At 65.9% G+C, this 14,900-nt stretch carries 12 protein-coding genes and 1 tRNA gene; 9 read left to right on the forward strand and 4 right to left on the reverse strand.

Annotated elements, in window-relative coordinates; genetic code table 11:
- Positions 1-254 precede the first annotated feature (254 nt).
- Positions 255-328: transfer RNA gene (locus tag EO139_RS06390), tRNA-Gly, on the reverse strand.
- A gap of 121 nt (positions 329-449) precedes the next feature.
- Positions 450-2,234 carry an autotransporter domain-containing protein gene (locus EO139_RS06395; RefSeq protein WP_104583663.1) on the reverse strand — a complete coding sequence of 595 codons (1,785 nt, stop codon included), beginning with the start codon at positions 2,232-2,234 and terminating at the stop codon, positions 450-452.
- 190 nt (positions 2,235-2,424) lie between these two features.
- Here EO139_RS06395 and thiS point away from each other — a divergent pair, with 190 nt between their 5' ends.
- The 4 genes from thiS (at position 2,425) to EO139_RS06415 (ending at position 6,356) form a co-directional block, all read left to right on the forward strand.
- Positions 2,425-2,625 carry a sulfur carrier protein ThiS gene (gene thiS, locus EO139_RS06400; RefSeq protein WP_104583664.1) on the forward strand — a complete coding sequence of 67 codons (201 nt, stop codon included), beginning with the start codon at positions 2,425-2,427 and terminating at the stop codon, positions 2,623-2,625.
- A 49-nt stretch (positions 2,626-2,674) separates the two neighbouring features.
- Positions 2,675-3,469 (forward strand): thiazole synthase, encoded by a 795-nt coding sequence (locus EO139_RS06405; RefSeq protein ID WP_016903327.1) that lies wholly within the window; start codon positions 2,675-2,677, stop codon positions 3,467-3,469.
- A 172-nt stretch (positions 3,470-3,641) separates the two neighbouring features.
- Positions 3,642-4,427: a tRNA (guanosine(46)-N7)-methyltransferase TrmB gene (trmB, locus tag EO139_RS06410; protein WP_104583665.1), complete on the forward strand. Its 786-nt coding sequence runs from the start codon at positions 3,642-3,644 to the stop codon at positions 4,425-4,427.
- A gap of 66 nt (positions 4,428-4,493) precedes the next feature.
- Complete coding sequence (locus tag EO139_RS06415; protein WP_104583666.1) at positions 4,494-6,356, forward strand: SLC13 family permease; 1,863 nt, start codon at positions 4,494-4,496, stop codon at positions 6,354-6,356.
- A 239-nt stretch (positions 6,357-6,595) separates the two neighbouring features.
- Here the strand turns inward: EO139_RS06415 and EO139_RS06420 are convergent, their stop codons facing one another.
- On the reverse strand, positions 6,596-6,937 hold the full coding sequence (locus EO139_RS06420) for a Rieske (2Fe-2S) protein (RefSeq protein ID WP_126969787.1): 342 nt from the start codon (positions 6,935-6,937) through the stop codon (positions 6,596-6,598).
- Positions 6,938-7,187: 250 nt separating this feature from the next.
- Between EO139_RS06420 and EO139_RS06425 the strand changes: the two genes are divergently transcribed.
- The 5 genes from EO139_RS06425 to EO139_RS06445 all read left to right on the forward strand — a co-directional run bounded on the left by EO139_RS06425 (position 7,188) and on the right by EO139_RS06445 (position 11,654).
- Positions 7,188-7,463, forward strand: coding sequence for a hypothetical protein (locus tag EO139_RS06425; protein WP_104583668.1), 276 nt, complete (start codon positions 7,188-7,190; stop codon positions 7,461-7,463).
- Positions 7,464-7,682: 219 nt separating this feature from the next.
- The gene (locus tag EO139_RS06430) at positions 7,683-8,396 is read left to right on the forward strand and encodes a fumarylacetoacetate hydrolase family protein (protein WP_126969789.1); all 714 of its coding nucleotides are present in this window, start codon (positions 7,683-7,685) and stop codon (positions 8,394-8,396) included.
- Between the two features lie 60 nt (positions 8,397-8,456).
- On the forward strand, positions 8,457-8,888 hold the full coding sequence (gene mscL / locus EO139_RS06435; protein ID WP_024940317.1) for a large-conductance mechanosensitive channel protein MscL: 432 nt from the start codon (positions 8,457-8,459) through the stop codon (positions 8,886-8,888).
- Positions 8,889-8,998: 110 nt separating this feature from the next.
- Complete coding sequence (locus tag EO139_RS06440; protein ID WP_115677277.1) at positions 8,999-10,417, forward strand: M20/M25/M40 family metallo-hydrolase; 1,419 nt, start codon at positions 8,999-9,001, stop codon at positions 10,415-10,417.
- 184 nt (positions 10,418-10,601) lie between these two features.
- Positions 10,602-11,654, forward strand: coding sequence for a LacI family DNA-binding transcriptional regulator (locus EO139_RS06445; RefSeq protein ID WP_126969791.1), 1,053 nt, complete (start codon positions 10,602-10,604; stop codon positions 11,652-11,654).
- 235 nt (positions 11,655-11,889) lie between these two features.
- On the opposite strand, the gene EO139_RS06450 is transcribed toward EO139_RS06445, so the two are convergent.
- Positions 11,890-14,826, reverse strand: coding sequence for a TonB-dependent receptor (locus EO139_RS06450; protein WP_119127561.1), 2,937 nt, complete (start codon positions 14,824-14,826; stop codon positions 11,890-11,892).
- Between the last annotated feature and the right edge of the window lie 74 nt (positions 14,827-14,900).

Genomic DNA, 14,900 nt, shown 5'->3' on the forward strand with positions numbered 1-14,900 from the left:
AGCAGCACCTGCGTATCCCGCACGACCTGCAACAGAAAGGCCGCCAAGAAAAACGTCAGGACGCTTGCCTGCATGCCGCGTGGCACACCGCAACCGATGCTGGATAGATGGCATGCGGGCCGGCCGAGCGCGACATCATCAGCGGCGTGGGCAAGGTTGATACCTCGATTGATACCTCAAGGGGCATCGCTCGGAATTATCAATCGGCCGAAATATCCAGCCAAGTCAGACACTTAGAAACTTGGCGAAAGCTCTGGAGCGGGCGATGGGAATCGAACCCACGTCAGTAGCTTGGGAAGCTACAGCTCTACCATTGAGCTACGCCCGCGTGGCGTTGCGAGAGTGTAGGCGGGTGCGGGTGTCGGGCGCAATGCGCAGACGTGACGAGGGCCGGTTGCCCGGCCCTCGTGTCCTGCAGATCTACCGCGTGGACAGCTGTGCGGCGCGGATCAGAAATTGCCGCTGAAGTTCACGAACAGCGTCGCATCGCGGGCGCTGCGCTGTGCGGTGGTAGTGCTCAGGCCGATATTGCTCTGCAGGCCCCACAGGCCGGTGCGGGCGCCCAGCACGACGGTCGCATAGTTGCGGTCGAAGTTCTGGCCCGGGACGGTGTACATGCCCACTTCCGGCATCGACTGCAGCCAGGCGCTGGCTTCGGTGCCGTCCTTGAACTCGTGGTCGTAGGTTGCCTGCAGGTATGGCTTGACCATTGCACCGTCCAGGCGCACCTGGAAGCCGATGCGGCCGACCATCGAATCGATGTCCTGATCGGCGTAGCCCAATGCGGTGGAGCTTGCGTTGCCCTCGGTGTAGCCGTCGAGCTTGAGCTTCTGCCAGGTCAGGCCGACCACCGGGCCGTACTTGACGTTGCCTTCGCCCAGCGAATAGCCGGCGTTGACCGCGGCGGTGAGGTTGCTGCCGTCCGGCGAGCCGCTGTGCACGCGCGTGGCCGGCCCGAGCTGCACTTCGCGGTCGACGTCGTAGCTGAGCCAGCTGTAGCTGACCTGGGCATTGACCCAGACCGGGCCGGTGTACCAGCCGAAGAAGCCGCCCAGCGTGGTGTCGTCCTGCTTGAAGCTGCCGTTGCGGTTGCCGAAGTCGGCATCCATGCTGCCGAAGCCGGCGAAGCCGCCGAACACCAGGTCGCCGGCAGTCCAGTCCACGCCGAACAGGCCGGCCGGGGCCATGCCGTCGTACAGATCGGCGTGGTCGTAGCGCTGCATGTCGCCACGCACGCTGCCCCACCAACGCAGGCCATCGGCGTCCGGCTTGCCGTCCAGATGCCAGGCCACCTGGTCAGCGCGCGCGCGGCCGACCGCCTGCGCCGAATGCGTCAGCACCTGCTGCAGGCGCGGCGCTTCCAGCAGCGAAATGGCGTACTGGCCCAGGATCTGGTGGGTGGCGGTGGTCGGATGGATGCCATCGGCGAACACATAGGTGTTGGGCGCGTTGGCGGCGACCAGGCTGGTCGGGTTGCACGCCGGCAGCGGCACGGCCGGGTTGCAGGCGGTGCTGGTGACGTTGCTGAACCCGTAGGTGCCCGGATCGGCGACCACTTCCTGCAGGATGTGGAAGGTATCGACCGGGATCACGCGCAAGCCGGCCGAGCGCAGGCCATTGAACAGCGCGGTGTTGTAGGCGGTTGCCGCCGCAGTGCCCTGCGCCATCGCGGCGGCACCGCCGGCGCGGAAGCGAGGGGTGATGCCCACGTCCGGAATGGTCGGCACCATCACGTAGCGCGCGCCGGCGGCCTGCAAGGCGCCGACCGCCCCGACCTGCGCGGTGACCGCATTGCCGATGATGGCCTGCGCCTGGGCCGGCGCAGCTGCAGCGGCGAGCAGATCGTTGGCGCCGCCCCACACGGTGTAGAGCGCGTTCGGATTGGCCTGGCCGCCGTTGGCGCTCAGGTAGGTGTTGACCTGGCTGGTCACCGACGGCGCGGCACCGAGCACGCTGGTCGAATTGGCCTGGATGCGCGCGCCGCCGGCAGCGTAGTTGTCGCCGGTCTGGCCGTTGCCGTTGGGCGCTGCATTGGTGCCGTAATGGTCGGCGACGTATTCGGCCCAGACCCAGCCCGGGTTGGTGGTGAACTTGCCGGTGACTGCGCGCGAGGCGGCCGGCAGCAACGGGTTGTAGTAGCCGCTGTCGGTGAGGCTGTCACCGAAGAACACGGTCTGGTCGAAGGCAGACGCGGCCATGGCCGGCGTGGCCGCAATGGCGATGGCCACGGCCATCAGGGAACGGATCGGGCGAAGAGTTGAAGCCATGGAAGTGCCTGCTCAAGGTAGTGTGGAACTGGACCGGACCTGCTGACGTACGCCGGCGCATGGCACATGGTTTCACCCTCGCCGCCCGCGCTCACGCTGCATTGCCGCATAACGCAAAAACGCGCGCCCTGACGGCACGCGATGCCACAATGATGACATGAACATTCAACTCAACGGCACCCCGCGCGACATTCCCGACGACTTGCTGCTGGCAACCCTGCTGGAGCAGGAAGGCCTTGCACAGCGGCGCGTGGCGGTGGAGGTCAATGGCGAAATCGTGTCGCGCGGGCGGCACGCCACGCACCGTTTGCGTGCCGGCGACGTGGTGGAGATCGTGCACGCATTGGGCGGCGGTTGATGCGGCGCGCAGGCCGGCGCAGCTGCGCGCGATCGGTGATAATCGCCTGATGACCAATACCGCCCCCTCTGATGCGCTGATCATCGCCGGCAAGCCCTACCGTTCGCGCCTGCTGACCGGCACCGGCAAGTTCAAGGATCTGGACGAAACCCGCCTGGCCACCGAAGCGGCCGCCGCGCAGATCGTCACCGTGGCGATTCGCCGGGTGAACATCGGCCAGGACCCGAACGCGCCCAGCCTGCTGGATGTGCTGCCGCCGGATCGCTACACGCTGCTGCCCAACACCGCCGGCTGCTACACCGCTGAAGATGCAGTCCGCACCTGCCGGCTGGCGCGCGAACTGCTGGACGGCCACAACCTGACCAAGCTGGAGGTGCTCGGCGACGAGCGCACGCTGTATCCGGACGTGGTGCAGACGCTCAAGGCCGCCGAGCAGCTGGTCGCCGACGGCTTCGACGTCATGGTCTATACCTCCGACGATCCGATCCTGGCCAAGCGCCTGGAGGAGATCGGCTGCGTGGCGGTGATGCCGCTGGCCGCGCCGATCGGCTCCGGGCTGGGCATCCAGAACAAGTACAACCTGCTGGAAATCATCGAAAACGCCAAGGTGCCGATCATCGTCGACGCCGGCGTGGGCACGGCATCGGATGCGGCGATCGCGATGGAGCTGGGCTGCGACGGTGTATTGATGAATACCGCCATCGCCGGTGCGCGTGATCCGATCCTGATGGCCAGCGCGATGCGCAAGGCGATCGAGGCCGGACGCGAGGCCTTCCTGGCCGGGCGGATTCCGCGCAAGCGGTATGCCTCGGCGTCCAGTCCGGTGGATGGCGTGATTGGATGAGTGGGTGTGCTGCGTTGACATTGCAGTCGATGCGCAATGCTTGGCGGTGTGAGGTGCCGGATGTGGCCGTTGCCAGATCGCGCATTGCTGCGAGTGCCCCCTCACGCCCTACCCTCACCCCAACCCCTCTCCCAAAGGGAGAGGGGCTTTGTTTTCTGATGTGACCTAATTCATGACTGATCCTTTCACCAGCGACGGCGCCAAGATGCCGCCCAAGCCCTTCACCATCGAAGAGGGCCGCCGGCAGGTGCGCAGCTTCGTGCTGCGCCAGGGCCGCTTTACCCCGGCGCAGCAGCGCGCGTTCGACGAGCTGTGGCCACGCTTCGGCCTGGACTACAGCGGCACGCCGCGCGACCTGGATGCGGCGTTCGGCCGTCCCGCGCCCAAGGTGCTGGAGATCGGGTTTGGCAACGGGGCGGCATTGCGCTTTGCCGCCCAGCAGGACCCCAGCCGCGACTACATCGGCATCGAGGTGCATGCGCCTGGCGTCGGTCGCCTGCTCAATGCGCTGGACGATGACGGCAGCACGCATGTGCGCCTGTACCACCACGATGCGGTGGAAGTGCTCGAGCACGAGATCGCCGATGGCGCGCTGGACGAGGTGCGCATCTACTTCCCCGACCCATGGCACAAGAAGCGCCACAACAAGCGCCGCCTGATCCAGCCGGCGTTCGCGGCGCTGGTGGTGCGCAAGCTGCGCCATGATGGCCGCCTGCACGCGGCCACCGACTGGGCCGATTACGCCGAACAGATGTGGGACGTGCTCGACGCCACACCGGGCCTGGTCAATCGCGCCGGCCCGCGCGGCCACGTCGAACGCCCCGCCTGGCGCCCGCAGACCCACTTCGAAACCCGCGGCCAGAAGCTCGGCCACGGCGTGTGGGATTTGCTGTATGACCGGGATTCGGAAATCGGGAATCGGGAATCGCAGGAGCAAACGGCGATGCCCCCCGGATAACTCACAGCGTCAGCGCTTTCCCGCTCTGCCAATTCCCTATTCCCGACTCCCCATTCCCGGCCCCCAATGGATACCGCGCTGACACTGACCAACGATATGAAGCTCGTCCTCGGGCTGGTCGGTTTCACGATGGCGATGTTCCTGTTCGAGCGCATTCGCGCCGATGTGGTGGCGTTGATCGTGCTGGTGGTGCTGGGCGTCACCGGGCTGGTGGCGCCGGAAGAACTGTTTGGTGGTTTTTCCGGTAACGCGGTGATGAGCATCATCGCCACCACCATCCTCGGTGCGGGGCTGGAGCGCACCGGGGCGTTGAATCGCCTGGCGACCTGGTTGCTGCGGCGCTCGCACGGCAGCGAACAACGTCTGATGATGATGACGCTGGCCATCTCCGGCCTGAACTCGTCCTTCATGCAGAACCCGTCGGTGATGGCCTTGTACCTGCCGGTCGCCTCGCGGCTGGCCGCGCGCACCGGGCTGACCCTGCAACGCATGTTGCTGCCGATTGCCGCGGCCATCGTGATGGGCGGCGCGCTGACCATGGTGGGCAATTCGCCGCTGATCCTGCTCAACGACCTGCTGGTGTCGGCCAACAACAACCTGCCCTCGGGCATGGCCAGCATCGAGCCATTGACGATGTTCGCGCCGCTGCCGATCGGCGTGGCCCTGCTGATCGCCGCATTGCTGTACTTCCGTTTCTACGGCGACCGCAAGCTGATCGAGGAAGAACGCCTGATCAACGAAGGCGTCACGCCCTCGCGCACCGAGAGCTATTTCGCCAAGACCTACGGCATCGACGGCGACGTGTTCGAGCTCACCGTCAGCGCCGAAAGCCCGCTGGTCGGCATGACCCTGGGCGAGGCCGAGGCGCTGCACGACGCGCCCTTGCTGCTCGCCTTGAAGACCGGCAACGACACCCGCCTGGCGCCGCCGGCGGACATGCGCATCTGGGTCGGCAGCGTGCTCGGGGCGATGGGGCCGCGCCAGGAAGTGACCGACTTTGCGCAGAACCACTTCCTGCGCATGTCCTCGCGCCTGCGCAACCTGGGCGATCTGTTCAATCCCAGCCTGGCCGGCATTTCCGAAGCATTGATTCCGCCCAACTCGCGGCTGATCGGCAAGACCGCCGCCGAGTTGCGCCTGCGCAAGCAGAGCGGCATCAGCCTGCTGGCGATCAACCGCGACAAGCAGGTGATCCGCGAGGACGTGCGCAACGTGCCGCTGCGCGGCGGCGACATGCTGGTGTTCCACAGCATCTGGCAGGACCTGGCGCAGGCGGCGGAAAGCCGCGACTTCGTGCCGGTGACCGACTTCCCCAAAGGCGAGCAGCGCCCGCACAAGTTCAAGATCGCCATGGCGATCTTTGCCTTCACCATCCTGATCGCGCTGACCTCGCGGCTGCCGGTGGCGCTGACCTTGATGACCGGCGTGGCCTGCATGCTGGTCAGCGGCGTGCTGCGCATGGACGAGGCCTACGCCTCGATCAACTGGAAGACCATTTTCATGATGGCCGGCCTGATTCCACTGGGCTGGGCAATGGACAGCAGCGGCACCGCGGCCTGGGTGGCCGGCCACACCATCGACCGCCTGCCCGAGGGCATTCCGGTGTGGGCGCTGGAAATCAGCCTGGCGCTGCTGACCACCGCGTTTTCATTGGTGATCAGCCATGTCGGCGCCACCATCGTGATGGTGCCGATCGCGGTCAATCTGGCACTGGCGGCCAACGGCAACCCGACCGCGTTCGCGCTGATCGTGGCGTTGTCGGCGTCCAACAATCTGATGACCGCCTCCAACCCGGTGATCTCGATGGTGGCCGGCCCGGCCAACTATCAGCCACGCGAGCTGTGGCGCGTGGGCGCACCGCTGTCGCTGATCTACGTCGTGGTCATGGTCTCGATGATCAACCTGATGTTCTGGTGGGCAGCGCGCTGAATCGGCGTCGTGGCCGGCGACGGCGATCACTGCAGATATGCGCGCAGAGGGCCGATCATCGATGGTGCGCCGTCAGGCGCATTGCACGCCCGATCGCCAGACACGAGACGCGGCGACGGCGCCACCTGCTGCTTGAAGCTGGCCGACGACTGCTGGCGATGTCCTGCCAGCCGCGCTTTGCTCCAGACTCGGCACGCGGACGTTGTACTGGATCGGTGACGCGGCCTTAGAGCGGCAACCTAGCCAAAAACCACCTGCGTCCCCTCGATGCGTACCGGCACCGCCAGCAGCGATTGACCGCGGCACGGCCCGCTGATGCATTCGCCGCCACTGAGCTCGAACGCCGCGCCGTGCGCCGCGCAGACCAGGTGGCCTTCCTTGGTCTTGAGGAACTGGCCGGGTGCCCAATCCAGCCGCCTGCCGGCATGCGGGCAGACGTTCAACCAGGCGCGCACCTGTGCACCATCGCGATAGAGCACCAGCGACTCCGCGCCGCCGTCCCACACCGCTTCGACTTCCAGAAATCCGGCATCGGGAATCTGCGCCAGGTCGGCAAGCGTGGTGGGCGATGGCGAAGACATGCAATCTGCTGTGGGAGAACGGACTGCGATTGTGGCACGCGCCTGCATCGCGCCGACGCCGTGCGATGGCCACCACCCATGCATCTACGGCCCTCACGAATGCGCGTTCCTGCCGACCGGACGCCCTGCTTCTAGCCCCCTGGATGTGATGGAGTTAACAAAACAGGCCATTGTTTAACGAAGTTTTCACTCAATGACATGAAACCGCAACGATACTGCGGGCCTGTTTCCTGCCCGGCAGCCCACCGCCATGCCTGCACGCCTCTTCCAATTCGGCAACCTCCACCACCTGTTTGCCCCGCGCAAGCCGCGTCACCCGCTGGTGCGCGTTGCCGCCGGCCTGGCCGGTCTGGTCATCCTTGCCGTGCTGATCTTCTTCAGCGTGTTCGTGGGCGCGGCGATGATCCTGGGCGGCATCGCCTGGAAGCTGCTGAGCAAGTCGAACCGTCGCGCGCCGCAACAGACACGCGTGGTCGAAGCCGAGTACCGCGTGGTGCGCAAGCCCGCACTGCCGTTGTCGCACTGAAGCACCGCGCCACCGCCATCCGGCGCGGTGGGCATTGAATCCTGATATCACTGCGCGCATGAGCTGACCGGCATGCGCGCTTTCGCCTGCGCCGACGCAGACCGTGATCGCACGCACTGCCGGCCAGGCGGCGCGATGCACTCAACGCGCAGCACGGCGGTTCCGTCATGCACGGCCAAACGGCTAGACTCAGCTGCCCCGTTCCCCAAGGATGCGTGCATGACCCACGATGTGATTCCCGCCGCCGACGTCCCGCGCATTCCGGTGGTTGGTGGCGGCAACTTTCCGGTGCACCGCATCTACTGTGTCGGCCGCAACTTTGCCGATCACGCGCGCGAGATGGGCGCCACTGCGCCTGCCTCCAGGGCCGAGCGTGGCCAGCCGACCTTTTTCATGAAGCCCGCCGATGCAATCGTGGTCGGCCATGGCGACCACATTCCGTACCCGCCCGGCACCAAAGAACTGCACCACGAAGTGGAGCTGGTGGTGGCACTGGGCAGCGATGCGCCGGCCGGCGAGTTGCCGGTGGATCAGGCGGAGGCGCTGATCTATGGCTACGGCGTGGGCCTGGACCTGACCCGACGCGATCTGCAGGCCGCCGCCAAGGCCAAGGGCCTGCCGTGGGACATCGCCAAGGGCTTCGATCACTCCGCGCCGATCAGCGAGCTGGTGCATGCCGGCGAAGTGGGTGCGCTGGAGGCATTGAACCTGTCGCTGGAGGTCAACGGCCAGGTGCGTCAGCAGTCATTGCTGGACCAGATGATCTGGAACGTGCCGGAAATCCTGCATGAGCTCTCCAAACTCTATGCGTTGCGCGCGGGCGATCTGATCTTCATGGGCACGCCGGCCGGTGTCGGCCCGCTGCTGCCGGGCGATCAATTCAGTGCACGCCTGGAAAACGTCGCCGAGCGCCACGGCATCATCGCGGGCTGACACGCCGCCCGCTACGATCACGCCGCGGCAGTTGGTCCGCGACCGCATCTGGAGTGCGCTATGGGAATGGTCAGCGAATTCAAGCAATTCGCGATGCGTGGCAATGTCATCGACCTGGCGGTCGGTGTGGTTATCGGTGCAGCGTTCGGCAAGATCGTCACCGCGCTGGTGGAAAAGATCATCATGCCGCCGATCGGCTGGGCCATCGGCAATGTGGATTTCTCACGCCTGGCCTGGGTGCTCAAGCCTGCCGGCGTCGATGCCACCGGCAAGGAAATTCCGGCGGTGGCCATCGGCTACGGCGATTTCATCAACACCGTCGTGCAGTTCGTGATCATCGCCTTCGCGATCTTTATGGTGGTCAAGCTGATCAACCGCCTGACCCACCGCAAGCCGGATGCCCCCAAGGGCCCGAGCGAAGAAGTGCTGTTGCTGCGCGAGATTCGCGATTCGTTGAAGAACGACACGCTGAAGACACCAGGCGTGCCGTAAGCGGGCACATCCATTGCGCAACGTCGCGCAGGAGGATGACCTTTCGCACGCAGACGGGGGACCTCGCGCTGATAAGCTCGGGGTCCCCCTTGTCGTTGGAGCCGCCCTGCATGCGTCGCCTCGCTGTTGCCATCTCTGCCCTACTCGCTTGCGCACCCGCGCTCGCCGCACAGACCACCATCGCCGATAGCGCACTGCGCACCGCCGCGCAGCTGCGCGAGCAGGCCTTGGCCGACGACACCGGCTTTGCGGTGGTGGAATCGTTGACCACCGAAGTGGGCCCGCGCATCGCCGGTGGCGAGGCCGATCCGCGCGCGGTGGCCTGGGCCAAGGCCAAGTTCCAGTCACTGGGCTTCGACAAGGTGTGGACCGAGCCGGTGCGCTTTCCCAAGTGGCAGCGGCGCAGCGAACAGGCCGCGGTGATCGGTGCGCATGCGCAGCCCCTGCACATCACCGCCCTGGGCGGCAGCCCGGGTGGCACCGTCGAGGGCGAGGTGGTGCGCTTCGACAACCTGGCCGCACTGCAGGCCGCACCGGCCGGCTCGCTGGCCGGCAAGATCGCATTCGTCGATTACCAGATGACCAAGGCGCGCGACGGCAAGGATTACGGCAATGGCGGCGCGGTGCGCAGCAAGGGCCCGTCGGAAGCGATCCGCAAGGGCGCGATCGGCTTCGTGATGCGCTCGGCCGGCACCGACTCGCACCGCGTGCCGCATACCGGCATCACCCGTTTCGACGAAGGCCTGACGCCGGTGCCGGCAGCGGCGTTGTCGGTGCCCGATGCCAACCAGCTCGCGCGCCTGGCCGCGCTGGGCAGCACGCGTGTGCGGCTGGCACTGGATTGCGGCTGGGATGGCACGGCGACTTCGTACAACGTGATCGGCGAAATCACCGGACGCAGCAAGCCCAAGGAAGTGGTGGTGATCGGCGGGCACCTGGATTCCTGGGATCTGGGCACCGGCGCGATCGACGATGGCGCCGGCGTGGCGATCACCATGGCCGCGGGCCACCTGATCGGCCAACTCAAGCAGGCGCCCAAGCGCACGATTCGCGTGGTGGCCTTCGCCAACGAGGAGCAGGGCCTGTACGGCGGCAAGGCGTATGCGGCCGCGCACGGCAAGGATGCCAAGGACATGGCGCTGCATCAGATCGGCGCAGAGAGCGACTTCGGTGCCGGGCGCATCTATGCGTTCAACACCGGCTCGGCGGCACCGGAAGACTCGCGCGCCGCGACCAAACAGATTGCCGAGGTGCTCGCGCCGTTGGGCATCGCGTATGTGCCGGACAAGGGCGGCCCCGGCCCGGATGTCGGGCCGATTTCCGCCAAGGGCGGCGCATGGGCATGGCTGGCGCAGGACGGCACCGACTACTTCGACCTGCACCACACCGCCGACGACACCCTGGACAAGATCGACCCCAAGGCGCTGGCGCAGAACGTGGCGGCCTACACGGTATTTGCATACCTGGCGGCCGAGGCCGATGGCGATTTCGGCAGTCGCGCGAAAAGCGTGCAACCGCCGAGCGAGTAACTGCGACGGAAGACGTCGCAGGTGTCTTTGGTGAGGGCGAGCGGCACGGATGACGCGCATGCTGCCCGTTGCCTGTGCCGATACCTCCATCGACAGCGAGTGCCAGCGGCCAGGCACTCGCGGTTGCTGCAGGCCTCGCGCTACCTGCTGCCCCTTCGCTTCCACTCCAGGACGAGCACACACAATGGCGGCCAAGCGCCAACGCAGTGCCAACAACGCAGCGACCTTGCTGGATGTCGCCAAGCACGCCGGCGTCTCGCCGATGACGGCCTCGCGCGTCATCAACCGTCACCCGCATGTCGGCGAGGACATGCGCGTGCGCGTGGAAGCCTCGGTGCAGGCATTGGGGTACCGGCCCAATCTGGCAGGCCGTTCGTTGCGCACCAGCGGCCTGTTGCGCATCGGCGTGCTGTACAGCAATCCCAGCGCGGCCTACCTCAATCAATTCATGCTCGGCCTGCTCGAGCAAAGCAGCCTCAATGGCAGCCAGGTGCTGGTGGAAAAATGCGGTGCCATCCGCAGCCAGCGTGCCGCCACCGAACGCTTGCTGGCAGCCGGCGTGGACGGCGTGATCCTGCCGCCCCCGTTATGCGATTCGCGCCAGACCATCGCCGAACTCGATGCACGCGGCATTCCGGTCGTGGCGGTGGCGAGCGGCGCACCGATGGCGCAGATCAGCTCGGTGCGCATCGACGATTACCAGGCCGCGCGCGCCATCGTCGACCACCTGGTTGAACTGGGCCATCGCCGCATCGCATTGATCAAGGGCGACCCCAAGCACACGCCAAGCGCGTTGCGTGCCAATGGCTATCTCGACAGCCTGCAGGCCGCTGGCCTGCCCGTGGCCGAGGAATTGATGGCAGAGGGTCTGTTCACCTATCACTCCGGCCTGCTCGCCGCGCGCAGCCTGCTCGCACAGGCGCAACCGCCCACCGCCATCTTCTGCAGCAACGACGATATGGCGGCTGCGGCCGTTGCGGTCGCGCACGGGCTGGGCCTGCGCGTACCCGAGGATGTCTCGGTCGCCGGCTTCGACGACACCCCGGTGGCCACCACCATCTGGCCCGAGCTCACCACCGTGCATCAACCGGTCACCGCGATGGGCCGCGCCGCGGTGTCGTTGCTGGCCGATGCGATCCGCCAGCGACGCAAGGGCGATCCCGCAGCGGGCGTGCACCAGGTGATGAAGTACACCGTGGTCAAGCGCGGCTCGACGGCCGGGCCGCCGGCGCGGTAAGTGCTGCATCGATCGGCATCGTGTAACGCCTGCGCCATCACACACAAAAAAACGGCCACATCGCTTCCCGACGATGCGGCCGAATGGGAGGGTGCCTGACGTTGCCGTCAGGCGTACTGCAGCGCCGCAATCAACGGCGACGGGAAGAAAGCGCAATGACCGCCTGGAGAGTGACAACAGCGAAACATGTGCGACACGGCGCGTTGTGCGCCATGTCGCACAACGCACAGCCGGATCAGAAGCGCAGACGCAGGCCGGCGTAGTAACGACGCTCGAAGATGTTCTGGTCGTAGTAGTGGTTGGTCCACTGCGCGTAGCGCCGCTCGCTTTCGCCGGTCAGGTTGGTTGCCTGGGCGTACAGGGTCAGGTGGTCGTTGACGTCGTAGCTGAAGGACGCATCGAGATAGCCGACGTCGTCGTTCCAGATCGCCAGCTCGTCGCCCCACGCACCGCTGTTGACCTGGCTGAAGCGCTTGCTGCGCCAGTTGTAGGCCACGCGTGCCTGCAACTTGTCCTTCTGGTACCACAGCACCGCGTTGGCCTGGTGCTTGGAATTGTCGCCGATCGGCAACGTATTGCCTTGGATATCGGTGTTGTCGGTGTCGGCATCGGAGAAGGTGTAGTTGATGTTGGTACCGAAGCCACTCAACCAGCCGGGCAGGAAGTCGAAGGCCTGTTGATAGCCGACTTCAAAGCCCTTGATCTTGCCGCCGCCGCCATTGACGATGCGCTCCACCGGGCCGCCCAGCCGCGCCACGCCATCGGCGTCGGGCAACAGTTCGATGTTGGTCACCGTGGTGGGGAACGACTTCACGTCGATCAGGAACGCACCCACGCTGACCAGCGACGCATCGGAGAAATACCATTCCCACGAGGCGTTGTAGTTGGTGGCGCGATACGGATCGAGATCCGGGTTACCGGAGCGGCCATTGAGGAACAGCACCGCGTCCGAGGGCAACGCAGGGTTGCGCGGCGGCGTGCCATTGACCGCGTAGAAGCTCACCAGCCCGCGCCCGAGATCGGGCAGGTCCTGGCGCGCCACCGCCTTGTTGTAGGCAAAGCGCAGCTTCTGCGCGTCGGTGATGTCCAGCGACAGGTTGGCGGTGGGCAGCACGTCGGTGTACTGACGGTTCAGGCGATTGGTGCCGATCGCCGGGCTGACACCGTTCCATTCAACGTTGCCGATGAACACGTTGCCGCTGCTCAGGTACTGATCGATCGCCAGCTTGGTCTGCACGATGCGCGCGCCGATGTTGGCCGTCCACGGCACCGCGCTGCCGGTGCCGCCTTCCAGGTTTGCCAGGAAGTACGCCGCGGTGCTCTTTTCGGTGACCTTGTAGGAATCGGCGGCCTGCTGGTAGGCCACGTTGCCCGGGTACAGGCTGTTGAGGTAGCCCACCGGGTCCTTCATGACCTGCGGGTTGATCGCCGGCAGGCCCTGGCTGCCCAGGCCGGTGACCCTGAGCGGATCGAAGTCGTTGAAGTAGGCCCAGTAACCGGGGATCGAATTGAACGGCAGCAGGCGCGCTTCGGAGACGCCGCTGCAGGTGTCCACGATCAGCGGATCCTTGAAGTAGTACAGCGAGCGGTTGGGGTCGGCGCAGCTGGTGGATACCGGCGACAGGTAGCGATAGGTGTCCAGCTTGACCTCGCGCTCGCCGTAACGGATGCCGAACTGGAAGCCGCGCACCACACCCTCGTCGAACTCGAAAGTGCCATCGGCGCGGAACGCGTCCATCGTCGCTTCGATCTTGTTGCCCTGCGCCCAGGTCGACATCAGCTGCCAGTTGTCCGGGTTGGACACATCGGTGCCGAGGTTGACCGCCGGATAGGTGCCACGGAAATCCACCGAGGCATCCACCGTCGGCAGGCCATTGGCGTTGGCCCATTGCGTCACCCCGCCAGCGCGGGTGATCTGGTCGCCACGCGTCACCACCGCATCGGCACGCGCTTCGTCGTAGGTGCGCTGCGCATCGCCATGCACCCACCGGAACGAGGCACGGAAAGGGCCACCATCGTCGAAGCGCAGCTCCAGATTGGTGTTGAGCGCGTCCGAGTCGGCGACGCCGGCCATCGAGTGGGCCTGGAAGCGGTTGTAGCGGAACTGGCCGTATTCCAGCACGCCATTGGAATCGACCACCGATCCGGGCTGCAGCTGGTTGGTGGCCCAACCGGTGTGCAGCTGCGCGGCGACCGAGGTGTCCTGGTCTTCGAGCTTGGTGTAGGCCGCATCGGCCAGCACCGTCCACGAATCGTTGATGTTGAACTGGAACGAGCCGTTGATGCCGGTGCGCTGGCGGTCGGTGCTGCGGTTGTCCAGCTCGGTGGCGACCCAGTTGTAGAAGTAGTCGCGCGGCAGGTTGGACGGATCGGTATTGCTGCCGATGCGCCCGTCGCCGTTGAAATCGAAGCCCACGTTCTGCTCGGTGGATTTCTGCGCGCCATTGGAATACACGCTGGGATGCTTGTTCTCCAGCGTGGCATCGGAGTACGACACCGCCAGCAACGCGCCCCAACGCTCGGTGCGGAAACTGGCCAGGCCCGAGTACAGCTCGTTGAGTTCCTGCACGCGGTCGCCGTAGGAGCCTTCGGCCTGGCCGCTGAAGGTCCAGCCTTCGGGCAGGTCGAACGGGCGCCGTGTCTTGAGCGAGACGGTACCGCTGATGCCGCCATCCAGGTCCGCGGCGGTCGGCGATTTGATCACGTCCACGCCGCTGAACAGCGTCGGCGGGATGTCGACGAAATCCGGCTGCGCGCGGCCGATGTTCGGTTGGCCGTACTGGTCGCCGCCACCGGCGCTCAGGTACAACTCGCCGTTCATGGTGGTCTGCACCTGCGGCATGCCGCGGATATTGAGCTGCGAGCCCTCGCCGGCCGAACGCCGGATCTGCACGCCGGGCACGCGCTGCAGCGAATCGGTGATGGTGACATCGGGCAGCTTGCCGATGTCCTCTGCAGAGATCGAGTCGATGATCTGCGCGGCGGTGCGCTTGTTCTCGATGGCCTCGGCCTGCGCGCCGCGCACGCCCTTGACCATGACCTTGTCCAGGTCGGTGACCCCGGCGGCAGCGCTGGCGTCCTGTGCGTTTGCGCTGCCGGCCAGCAGGGTGAGTGCAGCCGCCAGTGCGGCGACCAATGGGGTGTGGCGGGTGTTCGCATGCAGCTTGTTCATGGTCCCCTCCCAGGGATGACGACAATCCACGACCGTTTCGAATGGCATTGCAGCAACGGCAATGCGGTATTGGC

Origin of the sequence: Xanthomonas sp. BRIP62411 (genome assembly GCF_003993525.1) — a bacterium.
In the GTDB taxonomy this organism is placed as follows: domain Bacteria; phylum Pseudomonadota; class Gammaproteobacteria; order Xanthomonadales; family Xanthomonadaceae; genus Xanthomonas; species Xanthomonas euroxanthea.

Coding starts and splice junctions, on each gene's coding strand:
- EO139_RS06450 (WP_119127561.1), bottom strand. CDS start 14,826: ATGAACAAGCTGCATGCGAACACCCGCCACACCCCATTGGTCGCCGCA.
- EO139_RS06440 (WP_115677277.1), top strand. CDS start 8,999: ATGCGTCGCCTCGCTGTTGCCATCTCTGCCCTACTCGCTTGCGCACCC.
- trmB (WP_104583665.1), top strand. CDS start 3,642: ATGACTGATCCTTTCACCAGCGACGGCGCCAAGATGCCGCCCAAGCCC.
- thiS (WP_104583664.1), top strand. CDS start 2,425: ATGAACATTCAACTCAACGGCACCCCGCGCGACATTCCCGACGACTTG.
- EO139_RS06445 (WP_126969791.1), top strand. CDS start 10,602: ATGGCGGCCAAGCGCCAACGCAGTGCCAACAACGCAGCGACCTTGCTG.
- mscL (WP_024940317.1), top strand. CDS start 8,457: ATGGGAATGGTCAGCGAATTCAAGCAATTCGCGATGCGTGGCAATGTC.
- EO139_RS06430 (WP_126969789.1), top strand. CDS start 7,683: ATGACCCACGATGTGATTCCCGCCGCCGACGTCCCGCGCATTCCGGTG.
- EO139_RS06420 (WP_126969787.1), bottom strand. CDS start 6,937: ATGTCTTCGCCATCGCCCACCACGCTTGCCGACCTGGCGCAGATTCCC.
- EO139_RS06395 (WP_104583663.1), bottom strand. CDS start 2,234: ATGGCCGTGGCCATCGCCATTGCGGCCACGCCGGCCATGGCCGCGTCT.
- EO139_RS06405 (WP_016903327.1), top strand. CDS start 2,675: ATGACCAATACCGCCCCCTCTGATGCGCTGATCATCGCCGGCAAGCCC.
- EO139_RS06425 (WP_104583668.1), top strand. CDS start 7,188: ATGCCTGCACGCCTCTTCCAATTCGGCAACCTCCACCACCTGTTTGCC.
- EO139_RS06415 (WP_104583666.1), top strand. CDS start 4,494: ATGGATACCGCGCTGACACTGACCAACGATATGAAGCTCGTCCTCGGG.